A 21508-nucleotide genomic window follows, 5' to 3' on the forward strand; every position below is an offset into this window, starting at 1 on the left:
CGCCTGCTCGGCGGGCTGGGGGGCTGGCTGGACGGGCGTCAGGCCGGGCTGGAGCGGTTCTCGCTGGTGCCGGAGTTCGAAGCCCTCACCTGCGCCCACCGGGGGCTGGCAAGGGAAAGCCGGCTCGACATCGTCCTCGGCACCCTCACCCGCGACATGGCCCGCTGCCAGCTGCTTGCCCGCGAGCACCTGAGCCGACAGGCCCTGCCCGCACCGGTCGAGAGCCTGCGCCTCGAAGCCGACGCCCCCCGCCCCATCGCCCCGCCCCGCAGCGATCTGTTCGACGCCAAGGCCGGCGAGGAGGGCGACCCGGATCTGCTCGTGGCCACCCTGCGGGCCCGCCTCGGCAACGACGCCGTGCACTGCCTGACGCCCCACCCCGACCACCGTCCGGAGCTTGCCTGGCGTCGGATCGACCCGCTCGCCCGGGCGCCTGCGCCCCCCGCCGGCCCTGCCCTGCCCACGGCCCCCCGCCCCCTCTGGCTGCTGGCCCAACCGCGCCCCATCGCCGCACCGGCCCCCGAAAACCTCCTGGCCGGCCCGGAGCGCATCGAGTCCGGCTGGTGGGACGGCGCCGGCGCCGACATCGCCCGCGACTACTTCGTGGCCCGCCGGCGCGACCGCAGCCTGGCGTGGGTCTTCCGGGATCGCCGGCCGCCCCACGGGTGGTTCCTCCACGGCTACTTCGCCTGAAGCCCCCTGCCCCGCCGCGCTACACTACGCCGCCCATGCACACCCCTGCCCTCATCCGGCGCATCGCCGCCCTCGCCTGGCCGGTGCTGATCGCCCAGCTCTCCTCGATGACCCAGATGGTCAGCGACACCGTACTCACCGGCCGCTACGGCACCACCGACCTCGCCGCCGTGGCGGTGGGCAGCGGCATCTACATCTCGGTGGTGATGCTGATGGTGGGCATCCTGCAGGCGGTGGCGCCCACCGTGGCCCATCACGTGGGCGCCGGCCGCAACGACGCCATCGGGCCCGCCGTGCAGCAGGGCTTCTGGCTGGCCCTGGCCCTGGCGGTGCCAGCCATGCTCTTCCTGCGCCACCCCGACTGGCTGATGCAGCTCGCCGACGTGAGCCCGGAGGTGGACACCCGCGCCCGGGATTACCTCTCCGCCATCGCCTGGGGCCTGCCGGCGGTCTTCCTGTACCGCACCTTCTACGCCTTCACCAACGCCCTCGGCCGCACCCGGGTGCTGATGTTCATCAGCCTCGCCACCACGGCGGTGCACATCCCCCTCTCGTGGGCGCTCATCAACGGCCACCTGGGCATGCCTGAAATGGGTGGCACCGGCTGCGCGGTGTCCAGCGCCTGCATCTGCTGGCTGGCCGTGGCCGCCGCGTTGATCCACGTCCGCCGCACGCCCGCCTACCGGCCTTACCACCTGTTCTCTCGCTGGCAGCCGCCCCGGGCCGACCAGCTCGGCGAACTCCTGCGCCTGGGGCTGCCGATGGGTTTCTCGAGCTTTGTCGAGATCACCTCCTTCACCCTCATCGCGCTGCTGGTGGCGCGGCTGGGGGCCACCGTGGTCGCCGGCCACCGCATCGTAGGCAACCTGTCGGCGCTGATCTACATGCTGCCGCTGGCCATCGCCATCGCCACCCTGGTGCTGGTCGGCCAAGCCCTGGGCGGGCACGACGGCGCCGGCGCAAGGCGCGCCGCCCGGGCCGGCATCGTGTTCGCCACCGGGCTATCGACGTTGGTGAGCCTTGGCGTGTGGTTCGTGCGCGACCCGGTGATGGCGGCCTACACCGCCGATCCGGCCGTGCGTGACCTCGCCGCCTCGCTGGTGATCTACATCTGCCTCTACCAGTTCTTCGACGCCATCCAGACCGTCGCGGCCCACGCCCTGCGTGGCTACAAGATCACCTTCGGGCCGATGCTGGTGCACACCGTGTGCTTCTGGGGCATCGGCCTCGCCGGCGGCAACTGGCTCAGCTTCCACGGGCTGGGCAGCCTGCTGCCGCCCCAGGGTGTGGCGGGCTTCTGGCAGGCGGCGGTGCTCAGCACCGTGGCGGCCTCGGTGCTGTTCGGCGTTTACCTGCACTACGCGTCGCGCAGTACCGCGCAGGACTAACCCACCAGCCAGCCCTCGCGCAGCGCCAGCGCTGCCGGGGCCGCAGGGTCGGCAAGGCTGAGCCTGGCCACGTCGGCCGGGGCCGCGCGCAGCGCCACCTCGAAGCGCATCAGCTCGTCCCGCCGGAAAACGTGGATCTCCACCCGCTCGCCGGCCATGCGCCGGGCCAGCAGCTTGTCGAAGTTGCCCGCCGTCACTTTCAGCCCGTCCAGCGCCACCAGCACATCCCCGGCCGACAGCCCCGCCGCCTGGGCCGGGCCGCCATCGAACACATTGGCGATCTTCAGCGCATCGCCGTCGGCCGCGGTGCGCACCCCGATACCCGGCGCCGGGCTGGCCGCCTCCCAGGCCAGATCGACGCCCACCCGCGCAAGCCACTCCGCCAGCGGCAGCTCATCCGTGCCCTCGACGAGGGCCCGCAGCCACTCGCCCAGCCCGGCACCGCCCAGTTCGCCGGCAAGGGCGAACAGCGCGTCCTCGGCCACGCCTACCCCGGTCTGGCCGTGGCGCTGCCACAGCGCCCGCATCAGGTCGTCGAGGGACTTGCCGCCCTGGCTGTCGGCCCGCAGCCGGAGATCCAGCAGCAGGCCCACCAGCGCGCCCTTGGTGTAGTAGCTGACGATGGCGTTGGGGCTGTTCTCGTCCTGTCGGTAATACTTGGTCCACGCCTCGAAGGACGACTCCGCCACGCTCTGCTTGCGCCGCCCGCTGCCCTTGTGCACCTGGCTGATGGTCTTGCCCAGCAGGGTCAGGTAATCGGCCCGCGTGATGCGCCCGGTGCGCACCAGCATCAGGTCGTCGTAGTAAGACGTGAAGCCCTCGAAGGCCCACAGCAGCCGCGTGTAGTTCTCCCGCGAGAGGTCGTAGGGCACGAAGACCGCAGGCTTGATGCGCTTGACGTTCCAGGTGTGGAAATACTCGTGGCTGCACAGCCCCAGGAACTGGCGATAGCCTTCCGTCGGCGTGTCCATGCCCGCGTGGGGCAGATCGGCCCGGCTGCACAGCAGCGCGGTGGACGCCCGGTGCTCCAGGCCGCCGTAGCCGTCCCCCACCGCCATCACCAGAAAGACGTAGCGATCCATCGGCGCCGGCTCGCCAAACAGGCGGATCTGCGCCTCGCACACGGGCTTGAGGTCTTCCACCAGCCGCGCCATGTCGCAGTCGTGACGGCCGGTGATCGCCACTGCGTGGGGCACGCCGCAGGCGTCGAACTCGGCGAGCGAGAAGGTGCCCATCTCCACCGGATGATCGATCAGGGCGTCGTAGCTTTCGGCCTGATAACGGCCAAAGCCGTAACGCTCGGCGCCCGCCTCCGGCAGGCTGGTGGCCACGCGCCAACCCGCATCTTCAAGGCCAACAGGCGGCAGGATGTCCACCTGATGGGCCGCACCCTCGAAACCATGGGCGCACAGAAAGACGCTGGTGCCGTTGAAGAAGCCATGAGTCTGGTCCAGATGCGCTGTGCGCACCGACAGATCCCAGGCATACACGGTGTAGGTGAGCACCACCGGGCCGCTCACCCCGGCGGGCAGGCGCCAGCTGTGCTTGTCGGGCCGCGTCACCACGAGCGGCGTGTCGCCCGCGCGGGCCGACAGGCTGACGATGTTCTTGGCGAACTCCCGGATCATGTAGCTGCCGGGAATCCACGCCGGCAGGCTGAACACCTGCCCGGCCGGGTCCGGCACATCGAGGTGGAGCGTGACTTCGAACAGATGAGCGGCCGGCTGGACGGCCTGGATCGTGTAGCGGACAGCGGAATTCATCGGCACAGGCCTGCAGATTGACGGAAGGCGCAGATTCTACCCGCCGCCGACGCCCCCGGCCCGACGGCCGTTGCCTAAAATTTAGGCAGCGGCACAATTCCCTTTCGGCAGAAGGTGTTGCCGCCCGCCCCCACAGTTTGTCCACACCCTTGCCCACCTCCGCTGGGGAAAACTGCCCGTCAGATCGGGCCCGAAACCTCTTGCACCAAATTGAGGCATCGACCCTTTATCCTTTTCGATCATGAACTTGCTGCACTGCCGCACAGCTTATCCACAACTTGTCCCCGGATTTTTGTGAATAGATTGAAACTATCCAAAAGCCAGTTTAAACAGGATTGACCTATTTTTAGGCAGGCGTAAAAAACCCTTTCGTGTCCGGCAGATGACAGCGGCCCCCACAGTTTGTCCACAGCCTTGCCCACGCCCGCTGTGGGTTAATCAAGGGATGAAGGGCAACTCGATCAGGTCGCTGCGGGCGACCCCGGCGGTCATCTGACGACACAGAGCGATGAACTCCCGCATCCCGGCCGTCACGTACTTGCGCCGATGGGTGACGAACTGGAACTGCCGGCGCAGATCGAGTTCCGGCGTCTCCAGCGGCACCAGGCTGCCCCGCCGGAAAGCCTCCCGGAGCGCCAGTCGGGAGATGCAGCCGATGCCCAGGCCGCTCTCCACCGCCCGCTTGATGGCCTCGGTGTGCTCCAGTTCCAGCCGCACCTTCAGCGGCCCGCCCACGTGACGCAGGGCCTGATCGAAGGTCTCGCGGGTGCCCGAGCCCAGCTCACGCAGGATCAGATCCTGCTCCAGCAGCTCGACCACGCCCACCTTCCCGGCCCGGGCCAGGGGGTGGCCGGGCGCACAGAACACCACCAGCTCATCATCCACCCACGGCTCGACGATCAGTTCGGGATGCCGGCAGCTGCCCTCGATCAGCCCCAGGTCCAGCTCGTAGTGGGCCACCTGATGGATGATCGTCGCCGAGTTGTGCACCGACAGCTTGACCCGCGCGCTGGGGTGACGGCGCAGGAAATCCGCGGCGATCAGGGTGGCGAGGTAGTTGCCGATGGTGAGCGTGGCGCCGATCTGGATCGGCCCGAAATCCGTCTTGCGGGCCAGCAGGGTCTCGATCTCCTCGGCGTGGCCGATGAGCTGCGCCGCGTGAGGCAACAGCGTCCTGCCCAGCTCGTTGAGGCGCAGGGCCTTGCCGATGCGGTCGAAGAGCTGGGTGTCGAACTGGCGCTCCAGCTCGCCCAGCGCCGTGCTGGTGGCCGACTGGGACAGGGCGAGCGCCTCCGCCGCGCGGGACACGCTCTGATGCCGGGCCACGGCGACGAAGATCTCCAGTTGGCGCAGGGTGTATTTCATCTATCTGCAAAATCGAATAGATATATCAATACTAACCATTTTACAGATTTGAAGGCATCGCCAACAATTGCTGCATCACAACATCCGCACGCGACGCAATCATGAGCAAGCTGAGCACCCAAACCGTCCTCGAAGTCCATCACTGGAACGAATCCCTCTTCAGCTTCAAGGTCACCCGCGACACCGGCCTGCGCTTCGAGAACGGCCAGTTCGTGATGATCGGGCTGGAGGTGGACGGCCGCCCCCTCACCCGCGCCTACAGCATCGCCAGCCCCAACTACGAAGAGCACCTGGAGTTCTTCAGCATCAAGGTGCAGGGCGGCCCACTCACCTCGCGCCTGCAGCACCTGCAGCCAGGCGATCCGATCGTGGTGAGCAAGAAGCCCACCGGCACCCTGGTGCTCCACGATCTGCTGCCCGGCCGCAACCTCTACCTGTTCTCCACCGGCACCGGCCTCGCCCCGTTCATGAGCGTGATCCAGGACCCGGAGACCTACGAGCGCTTCGAGAAGGTGGTGCTGCTCCACGGCGTGCGCTACGTTTCGGAGCTGGCCTACAGCGAGTTCATCGAACAGGCGCTGCCCCAGAACGAGTTCTTCGGCGACGCGGTGCGGGAGAAGCTGGTGTATTACCCCACCGTCACCCGCGAGGCGTTCCGCAACCAGGGCCGCGTCACCGAGGTCATCGAGACCGGCAAGCTGTTCGAGGACACCGGCCTGCCGCCCCTCGACCCGGCCCTGGACCGCGCGATGATCTGCGGTAGCCCGGCCATGCTCGACGACTGCTGCAAGATGCTCGACGCTCGTGGCTTCAAGATCTCGCCGCACATCGGCGCACCGGCCGACTACGTGATCGAACGGGCCTTCGTCGAGAAGTGAGCCTTCCGGCCCACCCACAAAAAATCCGGCCGCGGCCGGATTTTTTCGTTCACCGTGCCGGCGCCTCGGCCAGCCGGGAGATCATCTTGCGCACCGCCACCATCTGCGGCCCGTTGCGGGTGGCGTAGTCCGCCGCGCTGTAGCCCCACCAGTCCCAGCAGCCCTTGGGGTTGTACACCCAGCGCAGCGACCCCCACGCCCAGCCGCTCCGGGCCACCACCTGCGGGTAGAGAATCACCAGCCGGTTCGATTCGGCCCAGGCGTTGTAGCCCGCGTCTTCGGCAAAGCGCCGGCCCAGCGCATCTGCACCCTGACGACAACCGTGAAAGGCCACATGCACCCGGCAGCCGCCGGCACGGCACGCGGCCGGCACGTAGGCGTAGCCCTCGTCCGCCATGCTGCTGTCGATGGGCGCGCCGCCGGTGAAAGGGCGCTGGTCGAAGGCGACGAGATTGCCGGGCTCCGGCACCGCCTTGGGCTTGAGCCCGTCGAGCAGAAAACCCAGCAGCTCGCCCGGCGCATCGAAATCCCCACAGCGATTGATGAAGGGCGGCTCGGAGGTATCGCAGGCATTGGCCTTGCCGTCGGCTACCGAGATCATCGCGTGGCCGGCGCCCGGCAGCGTCACCAGGCGGGTGGACGCCGCCGGCACCCACTGCCGGTAGAAGGCCATCAACGCATCGACCACCGGGCGTTCGACGGTGCGGTCGGCGCTGCCGGTGAGCACCCACACCTTGTCGTCGGCCAGAGCCGCGGGCGGGTCGATGAGGTCGAGCCGGGCGCGGGATGCCAACCGCGGCTTGACGTCGTCAGGCTGGGGCGGCGGCATCCAGCGGTTGGGCGCCATGCACGCCGTCAGGGCCCGGATGAAGCTGCCGTCGGCGCAGTCGTAGGGCCCGGCGGCCAGGATGCCGGCGCCGCGCACCAGCTTCGAATACGCCACCTGAAACTGTCCCGCCATGTAGCCGCCGGAAGAGATACCCGACACCGTCACCGCCGATCCATCCGCCCGCAGCGCCGGCAGGGGTGGCGCGGCCAGCACGCCGGAAGCCGCCAGCGCAGCAGCCAGCATCGCGTACGTCCGCTTCATCATTTCACCCCCACCAGTTGCGCGATCACCCCGCCAGCGGCCAGGAGCCCCAGGGCGCCGAAGGCCAGCGCCCCCAGGGTGAAGCCCTTGGCCCGCAGCGTCGGCGCCTTGGCGTAGCCCACCGCATACCACACCCGGCCCACCAGCCACACGCCGCCCAACGCCGCCGCGGCGCCGTCACTCACATAGGCGGCGCAGATCCACAGGCAGGGCAAGGTCATCGCAGCCCATTCGAGGGTGTTCATCTGCACCCGGTAGAGCCGCTCGAACACCGGGTGGCCGGTGACCGCCGGCGCGACCACCCCGTAGCGGTGGCGCCCCTTGCCCACGGCAAAGCAGGTGCCGAACATCAGCAAGGCAATCAGCAGGGTGACCCCCGCGGTGAAGGGAGAAGAAGACAGCATGGCAGGCACGATTCCGGAAGACGAGCGCCATAGCTTACCGTTGCTCGGTCATACTGCGCAGCTTCGTTCGCTCCGCCCTGCCTTCATGTTCCGCGTCCTCGTCCAGCTCCTCGCACCTTATCGCCGGCGGGTCTTCATCGCCGCCGTCGCCCTGGTGATCGCCGCCGGCACCATGCTGGCCGTCGGCCAGGGCCTGCGGGCGGTGATCGACCAGGGCTTCTCGGCCGGCGACCCCGCCTGGCTGGACCGCACCCTCGCCAGCATGGGCGGGCTGATCGTGCTGCTGGCGGGCGCCACCTACCTGCGCTTCTACAACGTGTCGTGGCTGGGCGAGCGGGTCACCGCCGACATCCGCCGGCGCGTCTTCGACCACCTGCTCACCCTGCCGCCCGCGTGGTTCGAGGCCGGGCGCACCGGCGAAGTGATCTCCCGCCTCACTGCCGACACCACCCAGCTCGAAAACGTGATCGGCTCCAGCCTCTCCATCGCCCTGCGCAACGCGCTGCTCCTCGTGGGCGGGCTGGCGATGCTGTTCACCACCAGCCTCAAGCTGAGCCTGCTCACCGTGGGCGGGGTGCCGCTGGTGGTGGTGCCGATCGTCCTGTATGGCCGCCGCGTGCGCCGTCTCGCCCGCGAGAGCCAGGACCGGGTGGCCGAACTGGGCAACCGCATCGACGAGACCATCCACGAGATCCGCATCGTCCAGGCCTACGGCCACGAAGACGCCGACCGGCGGGATTTTGGCCGGCTGGTGGAATCCAGCTTCGACACCGCCCGCGCCCGCGTCGCCAACCGGGCACGGCTGGTGGCGGCGGTGATGGTGCTGGTGTTCGGCGCGGTGGCCTTCATCCTGTGGGTGGGCGGCCACGACGTGCTGGCGGGCCGGCTTTCGGCGGGCGAACTGTCGGCCTTCGTCTTCTACGCCGCGCTGGTGGCAGGGAGCGTCGGCGCGCTGTCGGAGGTGTGGGGCGATCTGCAGCGGGCCTCCGGCGCCACCGAGCGGCTGATGGACATCCTCGCCGCCACCCCGGCGATCCAGGCGCCAGCCCAGCCCCAGCCCCTGCCCGAACCGCCGCGGGGCGAACTCACCTTCGCCCAGGCTCGCTTCTGCTATCCCAGCCGCCCCGACGCGCCGGCGCTAGACGACTTCACCCTCACCATCGCACCGGGCGAGACCGTCGCCCTGGTTGGCCCGTCCGGCTCGGGCAAGAGCACGGTGTTCCAGCTGCTGCTGCGCTTCTACGATCCCCAGGCCGGGCAGGTGCGGCTCGACGGCGTCGACCTCACCGCCGCCAACCCGCTCGCCATCCGCCAGCGCATCGCCCTGGTGCCCCAGGACGCCGTGATCTTCGCCGCCAGCGTGGCCGACAACGTGCGCTACGCCCGCCCCGACGCCAGCTTCGACGAGGTCCGCGCCGCCTGCGCCGCGGCCTTCGCGGACGAATTCATCGCCCGCCTGCCCGAAGGCTACGACACCGACCTGGGCGAGCGCGGCGTGCGCCTCTCCGGCGGCCAGCGCCAGCGCATCGCCATCGCCCGGGCGATCCTCGCCGACCGCCCGGTACTACTGCTGGATGAGGCCACCTCGGCCCTCGACGCCGAAAGCGAGCGCATGGTGCAGACCGCCCTCGACGGCCTGATGCGCCGCCGCACCACCCTCGTCATCGCCCACCGCCTGGCCACCGTGCAGAAAGCCGACCGGATCGTGGTGCTCGAAGACGGGCGCATCGTCCAGCAGGGCAGCCACGCCGAACTCATCGCCCAGAACGGGCTCTACGCCCGCCTCGCCCAGCTCCAGTTCGTCGCCTGAGCCGCCGCGCGACGAATACTCATTTCGGGCACCCGAGAGCCTGCCATTGTCATAATCTCAAAACGAGTGAAAGATTTATCACAGGTCGATGCCCAAGTGCTTGGCATCATACCCACGATGAACACTTGCCTCCGCGCCACCCCCACCCGTCAGGACGACCCTGAGCTTCCCGAGTTCGGCGCCAACCGGATCGCCACCTACACGGTCGAATGCGCGGACCCCAACCGGCACGACCGTGCGGTACGCCTGCTCATCGAGCGCATGTACGAGTGGCGCGGCCTCATGCCGGTGGATACCGACCTCCACACCGCCCGCCCCGATCGGATCACCCTGGTGGCCTCCGACGAGCACGCCATCTTCGGCACCATCACCCTCGGGCTCGACGGCAAGGACGGCATCCTCGCCGACGCGCTCTACCCCGACGAACTCCTGCGCCTGCGCCAGCGCGGTGCCCGCCTGTGCGAACTCACCCGGCTCGCGATGGACACCGACATCAACGCCCGGGAAGTCCTCGGTGCCCTGCTCCACCTGGTGTACATCCACGGTCGCCTGATCCACGGCGTCACCGACGTCGTCATCGAGGTCCATCCCCGCCATGCCGGCTTCTACCAGCGCATGCTCGGTTTCCGACGGATCGGCGACGAGCGGATCTGCCCGCGGGTCAACGCCCCCGCCCTCCTCCTGCACCTTGAGCTGAGTTACGTGGACGCGCAGATCGCCAACCACGGCGGCAGCCGCGACGCCGGCGTCAAGACGCTCTACCCCTACTTCCTCTCCCTCGCCGAGCAGGAGCGCATCCTGCGCCGCCTCGTCGTGCCCCACTGACGGCGCCGGCCCTCCGCAACGGGGGCTCAGTCGGGTAAAGTTGCGCCTTTGCAATTTTTCCTCCTGGAAAGCACCCGAATGGCTCAATACGTCATGTCCATGCTCCGCGTGAGCAAGGTCGTCCCGCCCAAGCGGCAGATCATCAAGGACATCTCCCTGTCCTTCTTCCCCGGCGCCAAGATCGGCCTGCTCGGCCTCAACGGCGCGGGCAAATCCACCGTCCTCAGGATCATGGCCGGCGTCGAGAAGGAATACGACGGCGAGGTTCAGTGGCAGCCCAACATGTCCATCGGCTACCTGCCCCAGGAGCCCCAGCTCGACCCGGACAAGACCGTCCGCGAAGAGGTCGAATCCGGCCTGGGCGAAGTGATGGAAGCCAAGCAGAGGCTCGAAGAGGTCTACGCCGCCTATGCCGAGCCCGACGCCGACTTCGACAAGCTGGCCGAACTCCAGGCCAAGTACGAGAACATCATCGCCACCAGCGGCGCCGACGTGGAAACCCAGCTCGAGATTGCCGCCGACGCCCTGCGCCTGCCGCCCTGGGACGCGAAGATCGGCCCCCTCTCCGGCGGTGAGAAGCGCCGCGTAGCCCTGTGCAAGCTGCTGCTGTCCCGCCCCGACATGCTGCTGCTGGACGAACCCACCAACCACCTCGACGCCGAATCCGTCGAGTGGTTAGAGCAGTTCCTGTGCCGCTTCCCGGGCACCGTGGTGGCCGTCACCCACGACCGCTACTTCCTCGACAACGCCGCCGAATGGATCCTCGAACTCGACCGCGGCCACGGCATCCCCTGGAAGGGCAACTACTCCAGCTGGCTGGAGCAGAAGGAACAGCGCCTCGAGCAGGAAGCCAAGCAGGAAGGCGCCCGGATGAAGGCCATGAAGCAGGAACTCGAGTGGGTGCGCTCCAACCCCAAGGCGCGTCAGGCCAAGAGCAAGGCCCGTCTGGCCCGCTACGAGGAAATGTCCAGCGTCGAATACCAGAAGCGCAACGAGACCCAGGAAATCTTCATCCCGGTCGGCGAGCGCCTGGGCGACAAGGTCATCGAATTCACCGACGTGTCCAAGGGTTTTGGCGACAAGCTGCTGATGGACAAGGTGAACTTCAGCATCCCGCCGGGCGCCATCGTCGGCATCATCGGCCCCAACGGCGCCGGTAAGTCCACCCTGTTCAAGATGATCACCGGCCAGGACAAACCCGACACCGGCGAAGTGGTGATCGGACCAACGGTCAAGATCGCCTACGTCGATCAATCCCGCGACTGCCTCGACGGCACCAAGACGGTGTTCGACGAGCTGGCCGGCGGCGCCGACATCCTCACCATCGGCAAGTTCGAGATGCCCAGCCGGGCCTACATCGGCCGCTTCAACTTCAAGGGCGGCGACCAGCAGAAGCTGGTGGGCAACCTCTCCGGCGGCGAACGCGGCCGGCTGCATCTGGCCAAGACCCTGATGACCGGCGGCAACGTGCTGCTCCTCGACGAACCGTCGAACGACCTGGACGTGGAAACCCTCCGCGCCCTGGAAGACGCGCTGCTCGAATTCGCCGGCTGCGCGCTCATCATCTCCCACGACCGCTGGTTCCTCGACCGGATCTGCACCCACATCCTGGCCGCCGAAGGCGATTCCCAGTGGACCTTCTTCGCCGGCAACTACCAGGAATACGAAGAAGACAAGCGGAAGCGTCTGGGCGAAGAAGGCGCAAAGCCCAAGCGTATCCGCTACAAGCCGATCACCCGCTGAGGGCCCTCCCTGCCCGGCCACCCTGGCCGGGCAGGCCCTTCGTTCATCCGTCCAAGGTTGACGCGCTGCGAGCGGCTAGGCCAGCACCGTCACCGCCATTCCCGGCAGCAGCGTCCCCGCCCCCTCGGCGATCACGTTCTGACCGAAGATCACCCCTGCCGGCGTCTTGCGATAGGTGGCCAGGGTCCGCAGCGGCTCCTGATTCAGGCTCTTGCTGCCGGTCTCCGGGTCGACGGTGGTAAACACGCAGCGCTCGCAGGGCTTCTCGATCCGGAAGCTCACCTCGCCGATGCGGATGCGCTTCCACCCGTCCTCCGCGAACGCCTCAGCCCCCGCGACCACCAGGTTCGGCCGAAAGCGCGACATGGAGAGCGGTGTGCCGACGCGCGCCGCCAGATCGTCGAGGGACGCCTGACCGATCAGCAGGAGCGGGTAGCCGTCGGCGAAAGATAGCGGCACCGTCGGGTCCACCTTCACCCGGCGGGCAGTCGCGGCCCCGGTCCACAAGAACCGCAGCGGCGTGCCGATGAATGCCGACAGCCAAGCATCCGCCTCCGCCGCGCCCTGCCAGGCCGGAAAGGAGTCGCCCCACACCGTGCTCTCGACCGGCGCGGCAAAGGCGCCGTTGGGGACGAACAGATCGTCCCGGCCCGGCGCCGAGAGCGTCACCCCGTCGTCCGACGGGTCTGCCCCCACCAGCACCAGCCTGGGGTAGGTGCGGCCGGTGACGAACCTGCCGTTCGGGTCGGCAACCATCCAGCTGCGGTCGAAGGGCAAACCCTGGGGCCCGACCGGGCTGGCATCGAGCCGCTGCCCCCGCATCGACTTGACAGGGTAGCGATAAAGGGCGGACAGGACAGGCGACGTGCTCATGGAAAAACCTCGCGGAACAAAGCCGGGCAGGATAAATGGCGGGAAAGTCATTATCCTTACAACTTCGCGCACCGCGCAAACCCCCGGATCGAGCATGACGTACGAAGAACACCTGGACGAAGTCACCACCCTCATCTTCGAGCGCTTCGGCCTCAGCGAGGACGCCGCCATCAAGCTGGTCATGCGCGCCCAGGCCGACGGTTACTTCAGCGGCCACGACGACGACCCGTCGATCTGCACCCAGCTGCGTGCTGAACAGGACGCCAAGCGGGTCTTCAAGCAATACAGCAAGCCGGCCGCGAGCCCCGCCGCGCCCGCCAAGCGCCGGCCCGGACCGCCCCGCCGCTGACCGCCCGGCCGATGAAGCCCGCGGCCAGATTCGCGCTGGGGCTGGTGGCCTGCGCCTCCGCCGCCTGCGCAGGCCCGCTCGCCGGCGAAGCCGCACCGCGTCAGGTCATCGTCGGCTTCGTCGCCCCGACCGACACCGCCGCCCCGGCCACCCTCGCGCGCCTCGCCGAGATCGGCGGCGCCAAGGTGGCCTTCGTCGCCGCGATCTCCGCCTCGAGCGCCGCCTACCGGCTCGACTGCCCCCCCGCCGACCCCGCCTGCCTCCGGGCCATCGCCGCCCTCCGGGCCCACCCGACCATCCGCTACCTGGAAGCCGACCGACTGAAGGAAGCCCGATGAACACCCCGCTCCCCCTTGGCGCAGCCCTCCTCACCCTTGCCGCCCTGGCGGCGACGCCGGCCAAGGCCGCCGACACCCCGGAAGCCCGGGTCATCGTCAAGCTGAAGAACGCCTCGCCCCTCAAGCAGATCCAGGCCGCCGGACGCGTCCAGAGCCTCGGCCAACGCATCGGCATCGCCGCCCAGCTGATCGGCCAGCCCACGCCCGACACCCAGGTGATGCGCGCCAGCGGCATCAGCTCCGAAGCCCTCGCCGCCCGGCTGGCGCGGGAGTCCGACGTGGCCTACGCGGTGCCCGACCGCCTCAAGACCATCCGCGCCCTGCCCAACGACCCCCTCCTCGGCGCCCAGTGGTATCTGCAGGCCGCCGGCGCCAGCCAGCCCGCCGCCACCGGCGCCCAGAGCGCGTGGAGCCTCACCCCCGGCTCCGCCGGCGTGGTGGTGGCGGTGGTGGATACCGGCGTGCGCTTCGACCACGAAGACCTGGCCGCCAAGCTCCTGCCCGGCTACGACTTCATCGCCAGCGACCTGCTCTCCGGCGACGGCGACAGCGGCCGCGACGCCGACGCCAACGACCCCGGCGACTACCTCTCCTCCGCCGATCTCGCCAACACCGCCCTGCGCACCCTCTGCGGCAACCCCTCCAGCACCCACGCCAGCTCGTGGCACGGCACCCAGGTGGCCGGCATCGTCGGCGCCGAAGCCAACAACGGCCGCGGCATCGCCGGCATCGGCGGCGCCACCCGCATCCTGCCGGTGCGGGCCCTGGGCAAGTGCGGCGGCTACGACTCGGACATCATCGCCGGCATGCGCTGGGCCGCCGGCCTGTCGGTGTCCGGCGTGCCGACCAACCCCAACCCCGCCAGGGTCATCAACCTGAGCCTCGCCGGCAGCGGCACCTGCAGCGCCGCCTACACCGACGCCATCGCCGAGATCCGCGCCGCCGGCGTGCTGATCGTCGCCGCGGCGGGCAACGAGACCGGCGCCGTGGAAGAGCCCGCCAACTGCGCCGGCGTGCTCGCCGTGGCCGGCATCCGCCATGCCGGCACCAAGGTAGGCTACTCCAGCTACGGCCCCGAAGTGGGCATCGCCGCCCCCGCCGGCAACTGCGTCAATGTGGGCACCGGCCAGCCCTGCCTCTACCCCTTCATCAACACCATCAACTTCGGGGCCACCACCCCCGCCGGCAACGGCTACACCGGGGTTAACGACATCACGGTGGGCACCAGCTTTGCCGTGCCGCTGGTCGCCGGCACCGCAGCCCTGATGCTCGCCGCCAACCCCACCCTGGGCGAGGCCGAACTGGCCCTGCGCATCAAGCGCACCGCCAAGCTCTTCCCGGTAGACGCCAGCCTCGCCGCCTGCCCCACCGTTACCGGCGACGGCCAATGCAACTGCACCACGACCACCTGCGGCGCGGGCATGCTGAACACCGCGGCCGCCGTTGCCGCCGCCATCGACGGCAACGCGGTCAACCCCAACGTGGTCGTCAGCCTGCCCGATTCGCCGGTCAAGAACACCAGCCTCAGCCTGGGCTCCGGCAGCAGCAGCGCCGCGGCGGGCGCGAGCCTTGTCGGCTGGCACTGGAGCCAGCTCGCCGGCCCGGCCACCGGCAGCTTCGGCGCCGACACCCCGAGCACCACCTTCACCGCCCCAGTCGCCGGCGACTACCTTCTGCGGCTGGCGATCACCGACAGCGCCGGGCGTACCGGCGTCCAGGACGTCACCCTCAGCGTCCTCGACGCGCCGCCCAAACCCAGCAGCAGCGGCGGGGGCGGGGGCACCCTCGACCCGATCGGGCTGATCGGGCTGGGCCTCGCCGCCGCGGCCGCCGCACTCAGGCGGCGCACCGGCCGCTGAATCGATTGGCGGCAGCCGTCTTCAGCGCATCGACGAACCGCGACGGCACCGTCTGGATCATCGCCTCCGCGGAGTCAAGGTAACGCTTCTCGTCTGCAGTCGCGCGGGCCGCGCCCGACATGGTCTTCTCGCTGCGGTTGGTCGCGGGGTTGAAGGCCCTCGTCTCCGAAACCCCTCCGCCCGCCTCGCCAAAGCCCACCACGTGACAAGCCCTGAGAGCAAGGGGATGCCACGGCGCTTCGTCAGCGCCTCCTGCACGGCGCGGCCACCGGCTACCGGCTTCTTGCCCGAAGACGCCCGGGACAGGTTGGCCGACATTTCGTTGCCGGCACTGAAACGCGCCGCATCCTCGTGGCGGACGGGATGTGCAAGGCAAGCCAGCCGGGGCGAGGGCAGTGGCGTCTTGCCCTTCAAGTCCGCGTGCAGCGGGTCGTCGCGCAGCCCCCCTCCAGCCCGGCCGCACCGCGCTGAGGCGATCCGTGGTGGCCTGCATCGCAACCGGCGACACGCCGCCGAAGGGTCTGCTGCTCGATGCCGTAGCCCATCAGCGCCACCTTCGAATACTTCCTGAGGGCGGCGACATCCTCGACCTTCAGCACGCGGGCGCCCGCCGTCGCGCGCGCACCGGGCATGGCCATCGTGGCCAGAAAGGCCGCCGCGACGCCGGCCTGATAGTGACGATTCATCGGCAGCGTATCCCTCATTGTCCGCCGCAATCAAAGGCATGCCGGATGGCCGGCGCAACAAGAAACTGACGCTGACGTTTAACATGTATTTTTTTACAGTCAACGCATGTCACCCGCACCCGATCCGCCCTTCGCCGAGCTGTTCTGCCACACAAATTTCAGTTTTCTGACCGGCGCATCTCACCCCGAAGAAATGATCGACCGTGCCATTTCTCTGGGTTACACCGCGTTGGCAGTGACCGACGAGTGCTCGCTGGCCGGCATCGTCCGCGCCTGGTCGGCGCTGCAGGCGCATCCGGCCGGCAGCCTCCAGCTGCTCATCGGCACCTTCCTCCGGCTTGAAGACGGGCCGAGCCTCGTCCTCCTCGCCACCGACCGGCAGGCCTACGGGCAGCTCTCCAGTCTCATCACCCGCGGTCGGCGGGCCGCCGACAAGGGCGACTACCGCCTCACCCGGGCCGATCTCGAAACCGGCCTCCCCGGCTGCCTCGCCCTGCTGGTGCCACCGGATGCCCTCCCGCCCGGCCCGGCCCTGGCCGATGACGCGCGCTGGCTGGCAACCTGCTTCCCTGGCACCGCCTGGCTGGCCGCCCCCCTCCTGCTCGGGCCGGACGACGCCGCCCGGCAAGCCTGCATCGCCCACGCCGCGGCCGCGGCCGGCATCCCGGTCGCCGCCACCGGCGCCCCGCTGATGCACGACGCCAGCCGCCGCCGTCTGGCCGACGTGCTCACCGCCCTGCGCCACCGGCTCACCCTCGACGAAGCCGGCTACCGCCTCGCCGCCAACGCCGAGCGACGGCTCCAGCCCCGCCCCGTCCTGGCCCGCCGCCACCCGCCGGACTGGCTGGCCGAAACCCTGGCCATCGCCGCCCGCTGCCACTTCTCGCCCGCCGAGCTGCGCTACGAATACCCCCGGGAGATCGTTCCCCCCGGCGCCACCCCCATCTCCCACCTGCGCGCCCTGGTCGACCAGGGCCGCACCCCCCCCAACCCGCCGGGCCCCGACGGCGTCGACCGGGTCCCGCCCCGGGTCCGCACCCAGGCCGAAGCCGAACTCGCCCTGATCGCCGAACTCCGCTACGAAGCCTTCTTCCTCACCGTCGAAGACATCGTCCGCTTTGCCCGCAGCCAGAAGATCCTGTGCCAGGGCCGGGGCTCCGCGGCCAACTCGGTGGTGTGCTACGCCCTGGGCATGCTGTCTGCCATCCGGCGCAGCCTCAAGCTCATCGGCCAGTGGCTGGGCCGGCCTTTCGGCATGCCCGACATCCCCCGCGAGGAGCGCGCCGTCTACGACATGCTCTGCCAGGCCGACGCGATGGGCGTCTTTCAGGTCGAATCCCGCGCCCAGATGAGCATGCTGCCGCGCCTGCGCCCGCGCTGTTACTACGATCTGGTGGTCGAGGTCGCCATCGTCCGCCCCGGGCCCATCCAGGGCGGCATGGTCCACCCCTACCTCACCGCCCGCGAGAAAGTCGCCCGTCACCAGCCCATCCTCTACCCCAGGCCCGAAATCGAGCCGGTGCTCAAGCGCACCCACGGCGTGCCCATCTTTCAGGAACAGGTGATGCAGTTGGCCATGGTGGCCGCCGGCTTCACCGCCGGCGAGGCCGACCAGCTCCGCCGCGCCATGGGCGCCTGGGGCCGCAAGGGCGACCTGCTGCGCTACCAGGACAAGCTCACCGCCGGCATGCTCGCCCGGGGCTACCGCCAGGAGTTCGCCGACGCCCTGTGCCGGCAGATCCAGGGCTTCGGCAGCTACGGCTTTCCGGAATCCCACGCCGCCAGCTTCGCCCTGCTGGTCTATGTCTCGGCCTGGATCAAGCGCTTTCATCCGGCCGCCTTCCTGTGCGGCCTGCTCAACAGCCAGCCGATGGGCTTCTACGGCCCCTCGCAACTCATCCAGGACGCCCGGCGGCACAACGTCGAGGTCCGCCCCGTCGATGTGCAGGCCAGCCACTGGGAATGCACCCTCGAACCCACCACCGCCAACCCGGCCCAGCCCGCAGCCCGCCTCGGGCTGCAGCTCGTCAAGGGGCTGGGGGCCGAACCGGCGGCGCGCATCGTCGCCGCCCGGGCGGCGGGCCCCTTCGGCTCGGTGGATGAACTCGCCCGCCGGGCCCGGCTCATCACCGCCGAACTGCGCATCCTGGCCTCCGCCGGCGCCCTGGCCAGCCTTGCCGGCCATCGTCGCCAGGCCTGGTGGGCCGCAGCCGGCAGCCAGGCGGCGCCCGGCGTGCTCCACGACGCCCCCATCCCCGACACCCCACCGGCCCTCGCCCCCCCTACCGAACCCCAGGACATCGTCGCCGACTACGCCCGCCTCGGCTTCACCCTCGGCCGCCACCCGCTTTCCTTCCTGCGGGGCATGCTCTGCGCCGAACGCTTCCTCAGCGCCGCCGAGATCGCCGGCTGCCCGGATCGCAAGCTCGCCCGCTGCGCCGGCATCGTCACCTGCCGCCAGCGGCCCGGCACCGCCAAGGGCACCCTGTTCGTCACCCTCGAAGACGAGACCGGCTGGGTGAATGTGATCGTCCGCCCCGAACTGCTCGAAGCCGAACGCCGCATCCTGCTGGGCGCCAGCCTGATCGGCATCTACGGCCAGATCGCCCGCCAGGGCGACATCGTGCACCTGCACGCCAAGCGGGTGGTGGACCGCTCCGCCGCTCGGCCGGCTCTCCACCCGCAGCCGCGACTTCCACTGAGCGACACAGGTCACAACCCGGGCGACATAAACCTATCCACCCGCCGCAGCCGCTGCCTACAATTTCGCCTGCCTGCAAGCACCCGGGCTCGCGGCGCCCCAGCCCCAACGGATACCTGAATGATCTGGCTCGACAACTCGCGGATCCTCGCCATCTTCGCCGTCGTCGTCCTGCACGCCGCCGTCACCCCGGTGGCCGACGCCCCCCTCGGCTCGGCCTACTGGTGGGCCGGCAACGTGGTGGACGCCTTCAGCCGCTGGTGCGTGCCGGTCTTCGTGATGATTAGCGGCGCGCTCCTCCTCGCCCCCGGCAAGACCGAAAGCGCCGGCACCTTCTACCGCAAGCGCATCGCCCGCATCCTTGTGCCCTTCCTGTTCTGGTCGGCGTTCTACCTGCTGTGGGTGTTCGTCAAGGGCCGCCTGAAGGGCAGCCCGCCCAGCGGGGCCGATCTGCTCCACCGCCTCGCCATCGGAGAGCCCTACTACCACCTGTGGTTTCTCTACATGCTGGTGCCGCTCTACCTGGTCACCCCCCTGCTCCGGCCGCTCGTCGCCCAAAGCCCGCGCAGCCGCCTGCTCAAGCTGACGCTGCTGGGCTTCGCGCTCGCCGCCCTCAACGCCATCCTGGCCCGCATCCTGCCCCGGAGCGGCACCTTCTTTCCGGCCTGGTTCCTGGCCTACGTGCCGTACTTCCTCCTCGGGCACCTCATCGCCACCGACCCGCGCCAGCCCCCCCGGGCGGCACTCTGGATCATCCTGATCGGCGCCGGCCTGCTCACCGCGGTGGGCTGTCACGCCCTGGCATCCCGCGCAGGCCTTGCCACCGGGCTGTACTTCTACGATTACCTCAGCCTCACCGTCATCCCGATGGCGGCAAGCTGCATGTACCTGCTCAAATCCTGGCGCCGCCCCCTTGCCGGGGCCGACCGCACCCGACAGCTCTCGGCCCTCACCATGGGCGTCTACCTGATTCACCCGCTGTTCATCGAGGTGCTCCAGCGCGCCGGCTTCGGCACGCTGGATTTCAACCCCATCCTGTCGATCCCCGCCGTCGCCGCGGCCGCCTTCGCCGGTGCCCTGGCCGTGTCCTACCTCATCGCCCGCGTGCCTTTGCTGCGACGCAGCATCTAACCTCCCCTTCCACCCCACCGCGCCGCAGCTATGACATCAGCCACATAACGATGCGCAAGTCGGGTAAAGTTCAGCTTCCTTGCTGCAGCGCCAGATGTACCCCGTGACACCGCTTCACTTCCACACCGTCCTCCAACTCATCGTCACCGGCAACCTCCTGGCCCTGGTGCTGGCCTACAAGAAGCAGGCCGGTAACCGCGGGCCCGTCCGGCTCTTCGTCCTGAGCCAGCGTCTGCAAGCCGTCGGCTGGCCCCTCATCGGCCTGCGCTGCTCGACATGAGCCACATCCGGTCACCCGCCTTCATGGTTCGGTTCAGCTTCCTGCTAGTGGGCACCCTGGCCGTCCTGCTCCTCATGAAGAAAGCCGACGACAGACTGCTGAGCAAAAGCGAAGCCCACGAGCGGGAGCACCTGCAAGCCACCGAGGCCAGCGACCACCCCCGGACCATCCTGCCGGCCCGCAACGCCGCCGCCCCCGCGCGGGAGCCAGATCCATCCCAGCGCTTCCGCCGCTACGATCGGGGCCCGGGCGCCCGCGAGTTCACCGGCACCGACCTTGGCCTCTACCCGATCCGCAACCTCGACCGCCTCCAGCATGGCGACGTCGACTACCGGGCCGACGCAGACGGTTGGGTGGAATTCAACCTGCAACTGCCCGCAAGGCCGCCGCGGGCAGCGTAACCCCCATGCCTGCCACCCGGATCCTCATCGTCGAAGACCACGGCATCCTGCGGGAAGAACTGGTTCACTTCCTCGGCCTCAGCGGCTTTCAGGCCGACGGGGTAAGCTGCGGCCTGGGCCTCGACGACTGGCTGATGGAACACGGGCGACCGCCCGACATCGCCATCGTCGACCTCAACCTCCCCGGCGAAGACGGCTTCTCCATCGCCCAGCGCCTGCGACACGCCTATCCACGGATGGGCCTCGTCGTCCTCACCGGACGCAAGCAGCCCAGCGACCGGATCGGCAGCTACGACTCCGGCGCCGACGTCTACCTCAGCAAACCCGTTTCGGGCAACGAACTACTCGCCGTGATCCGCAGCCTCCAGCGTCGGCTGCACCCCGAAAACCGGGCCGTCTGGCGCCTGGACAGACAATTAGGCTCAATCGCCAGCCCCGACGGAAGCAGCACCACGCTCACCGGCCTCGAAAGCGCCATCCTCGCGACCCTCGCCACCAGCGTCGATCAGACGGCCGAATCGAGCCAGCTCCTGCTCCTGTGCGCCGACAAGAACGCCGACCTCGAAAAGAACTATCTCGAGGTCACCATCAGCCGCCTCCGCCGCAAGCTCACCCCGCTCCAGCCGGGCGCCGACAGCCCCCTCATCCGCGCAGTCCGGGGCAAGGGCTATCAACTCCTGATTCCGCTCGAGATTCACTGACAGCGCCGCCTCATCCCCATGACCCAGGATGTGCGTCGGGATTCCAAGCCCCCTGCTCCCGGCGAGCAGCCAGAGCACGCACATGAGCACCGCGGAAGACGACTTCGGCACTGGCGCCCGCGTCAGAATAGTTGCCACCTCGATAGAATCCTGAATTCGGGGGCGATGATGAGAGAACGAGTTGGCGCGATACGGACAAGAATTCAAAGACAGAGCGGTGGCGCGGTTGC

The 21508-nt window shown here is 69.2% G+C and carries 19 protein-coding genes and 3 pseudogenes; 15 read left to right on the forward strand and 7 right to left on the reverse strand.

Annotated elements, in window-relative coordinates; translation table 11 throughout:
* Together ACE3N6_RS15580 and ACE3N6_RS15585 are read left to right on the forward strand one after the other, a co-directional pair.
* Positions 1–693 (forward strand): annotated as a pseudogene (locus ACE3N6_RS15580) (DNA polymerase Y family protein); the annotation flags it as partial.
* A gap of 35 nt (positions 694–728) precedes the next feature.
* Positions 729–2081: an MATE family efflux transporter gene (locus tag ACE3N6_RS15585; RefSeq protein ID WP_374246704.1), complete on the forward strand. Its 1353-nt coding sequence runs from the start codon at positions 729–731 to the stop codon at positions 2079–2081.
* Here the strand turns inward: ACE3N6_RS15585 and ACE3N6_RS15590 are convergent.
* Together ACE3N6_RS15590 and ACE3N6_RS15595 are read right to left on the reverse strand one after the other, a co-directional pair.
* Positions 2078–3844 (reverse strand): M61 family metallopeptidase, encoded by a 1767-nt coding sequence (locus ACE3N6_RS15590; RefSeq protein ID WP_374246705.1) that lies wholly within the window; start codon positions 3842–3844, stop codon positions 2078–2080. The two genes, ACE3N6_RS15585 and ACE3N6_RS15590, sit on opposite strands and share 4 nt — an antisense overlap.
* Positions 3845–4282: 438 nt before the next feature.
* Positions 4283–5209: a LysR family transcriptional regulator gene (locus tag ACE3N6_RS15595; RefSeq protein WP_374246706.1), complete on the reverse strand. Its 927-nt coding sequence runs from the start codon at positions 5207–5209 to the stop codon at positions 4283–4285.
* 101 nt (positions 5210–5310) lie between these two features.
* Between ACE3N6_RS15595 and ACE3N6_RS15600 the strand changes: the two genes are divergently transcribed.
* Complete coding sequence (locus tag ACE3N6_RS15600) at positions 5311–6087, forward strand: ferredoxin--NADP reductase (RefSeq protein WP_374246708.1); 777 nt, start codon at positions 5311–5313, stop codon at positions 6085–6087.
* Positions 6088–6136: 49 nt separating this feature from the next.
* Here ACE3N6_RS15600 and ACE3N6_RS15605 read toward each other — a convergent pair whose 3' ends face one another.
* Together ACE3N6_RS15605 and ACE3N6_RS15610 are read right to left on the reverse strand one after the other, a co-directional pair.
* Complete coding sequence (locus tag ACE3N6_RS15605) at positions 6137–7180, reverse strand: poly(3-hydroxybutyrate) depolymerase (protein WP_374246709.1); 1044 nt, start codon at positions 7178–7180, stop codon at positions 6137–6139.
* Entirely contained in the window at positions 7177–7581 is a 405-nt protein-coding gene (locus tag ACE3N6_RS15610) for an MAPEG family protein (protein WP_374246710.1), read from the reverse strand. Before ACE3N6_RS15610 ends, ACE3N6_RS15605 begins: the two co-directional genes overlap by 4 nt.
* Positions 7582–7666: 85 nt before the next feature.
* Here ACE3N6_RS15610 and ACE3N6_RS15615 point away from each other — a divergent pair, with 85 nt between their 5' ends.
* From ACE3N6_RS15615 to ettA, 3 genes are all read left to right on the forward strand, one after another.
* Positions 7667–9391, forward strand: a complete 1725-nt coding sequence (locus tag ACE3N6_RS15615; RefSeq protein WP_374246711.1) for an ABC transporter transmembrane domain-containing protein — start codon at positions 7667–7669, stop codon at positions 9389–9391.
* A gap of 117 nt (positions 9392–9508) precedes the next feature.
* Positions 9509–10216 carry a long-chain N-acyl amino acid synthase gene (locus tag ACE3N6_RS15620; protein ID WP_374246712.1) on the forward strand — a complete coding sequence of 236 codons (708 nt, stop codon included), beginning with the start codon at positions 9509–9511 and terminating at the stop codon, positions 10214–10216.
* Positions 10217–10294: 78 nt separating this feature from the next.
* A complete protein-coding gene (gene ettA, locus ACE3N6_RS15625) occupies positions 10295–11959 on the forward strand; it encodes an energy-dependent translational throttle protein EttA (RefSeq protein ID WP_374246713.1) in 1665 nt (554 codons plus the stop codon).
* Between the two features lie 75 nt (positions 11960–12034).
* Here ettA and ACE3N6_RS15630 read toward each other — a convergent pair whose 3' ends face one another.
* The gene (locus ACE3N6_RS15630) at positions 12035–12832 is read right to left on the reverse strand and encodes an MOSC domain-containing protein (RefSeq protein ID WP_374246714.1); all 798 of its coding nucleotides are present in this window, start codon (positions 12830–12832) and stop codon (positions 12035–12037) included.
* A 94-nt stretch (positions 12833–12926) separates the two neighbouring features.
* Between ACE3N6_RS15630 and ACE3N6_RS15635 the strand changes: the two genes are divergently transcribed.
* From ACE3N6_RS15635 to ACE3N6_RS15645, 3 genes are read left to right on the forward strand one after another with little or no spacing between them, the layout of a single operon-like run.
* Positions 12927–13181: a hypothetical protein gene (locus tag ACE3N6_RS15635; protein WP_374246715.1), complete on the forward strand. Its 255-nt coding sequence runs from the start codon at positions 12927–12929 to the stop codon at positions 13179–13181.
* Positions 13182–13192: 11 nt separating this feature from the next.
* Entirely contained in the window at positions 13193–13519 is a 327-nt protein-coding gene (locus ACE3N6_RS15640) for a hypothetical protein (protein ID WP_374246716.1), read from the forward strand.
* The gene (locus ACE3N6_RS15645; protein ID WP_374246717.1) at positions 13516–15378 is read left to right on the forward strand and encodes a S8 family serine peptidase; all 1863 of its coding nucleotides are present in this window, start codon (positions 13516–13518) and stop codon (positions 15376–15378) included. The genes ACE3N6_RS15640 and ACE3N6_RS15645 overlap by 4 nt, the downstream gene beginning before the upstream one ends.
* Here the strand turns inward: ACE3N6_RS15645 and ACE3N6_RS15650 are convergent.
* Together ACE3N6_RS15650 and ACE3N6_RS15655 are read right to left on the reverse strand one after the other, a co-directional pair.
* Entirely contained in the window at positions 15356–15580 is a 225-nt protein-coding gene (locus tag ACE3N6_RS15650; protein ID WP_374246718.1) for a hypothetical protein, read from the reverse strand. The genes ACE3N6_RS15645 and ACE3N6_RS15650 overlap by 23 nt on opposite strands.
* A 208-nt stretch (positions 15581–15788) precedes the next feature.
* Positions 15789–16064: a hypothetical protein gene (locus tag ACE3N6_RS15655; protein ID WP_374246719.1), complete on the reverse strand. Its 276-nt coding sequence runs from the start codon at positions 16062–16064 to the stop codon at positions 15789–15791.
* 106 nt (positions 16065–16170) lie between these two features.
* Here ACE3N6_RS15655 and ACE3N6_RS15660 point away from each other — a divergent pair.
* The 6 genes and pseudogenes from ACE3N6_RS15660 to ACE3N6_RS15685 all read left to right on the forward strand — a co-directional run.
* A pseudogene (locus tag ACE3N6_RS15660) lies at positions 16171–16509 on the forward strand (PHP domain-containing protein); the annotation flags it as partial.
* A gap of 243 nt (positions 16510–16752) precedes the next feature.
* A pseudogene (locus ACE3N6_RS15665) lies at positions 16753–18766 on the forward strand (hypothetical protein); the annotation flags it as partial.
* A 119-nt stretch (positions 18767–18885) separates the two neighbouring features.
* Positions 18886–19896 (forward strand): acyltransferase, encoded by a 1011-nt coding sequence (locus ACE3N6_RS15670; protein WP_374246720.1) that lies wholly within the window; start codon positions 18886–18888, stop codon positions 19894–19896.
* 94 nt (positions 19897–19990) lie between these two features.
* Positions 19991–20176, forward strand: a complete 186-nt coding sequence (locus ACE3N6_RS15675; protein ID WP_374246721.1) for a hypothetical protein — start codon at positions 19991–19993, stop codon at positions 20174–20176.
* A complete protein-coding gene (locus ACE3N6_RS15680) occupies positions 20173–20577 on the forward strand; it encodes a hypothetical protein (RefSeq protein WP_374246722.1) in 405 nt (134 codons plus the stop codon). Before ACE3N6_RS15675 ends, ACE3N6_RS15680 begins: the two co-directional genes overlap by 4 nt.
* Positions 20578–20582: 5 nt before the next feature.
* Positions 20583–21278, forward strand: coding sequence for a response regulator transcription factor (locus ACE3N6_RS15685; RefSeq protein ID WP_374246723.1), 696 nt, complete (start codon positions 20583–20585; stop codon positions 21276–21278).
* The last annotated feature ends 230 nt before the right edge of the window (positions 21279–21508 follow it).

Source organism: Zoogloea sp. (assembly GCF_041904905.1).
GTDB lineage: Bacteria > Pseudomonadota > Gammaproteobacteria > Burkholderiales > Rhodocyclaceae > Zoogloea.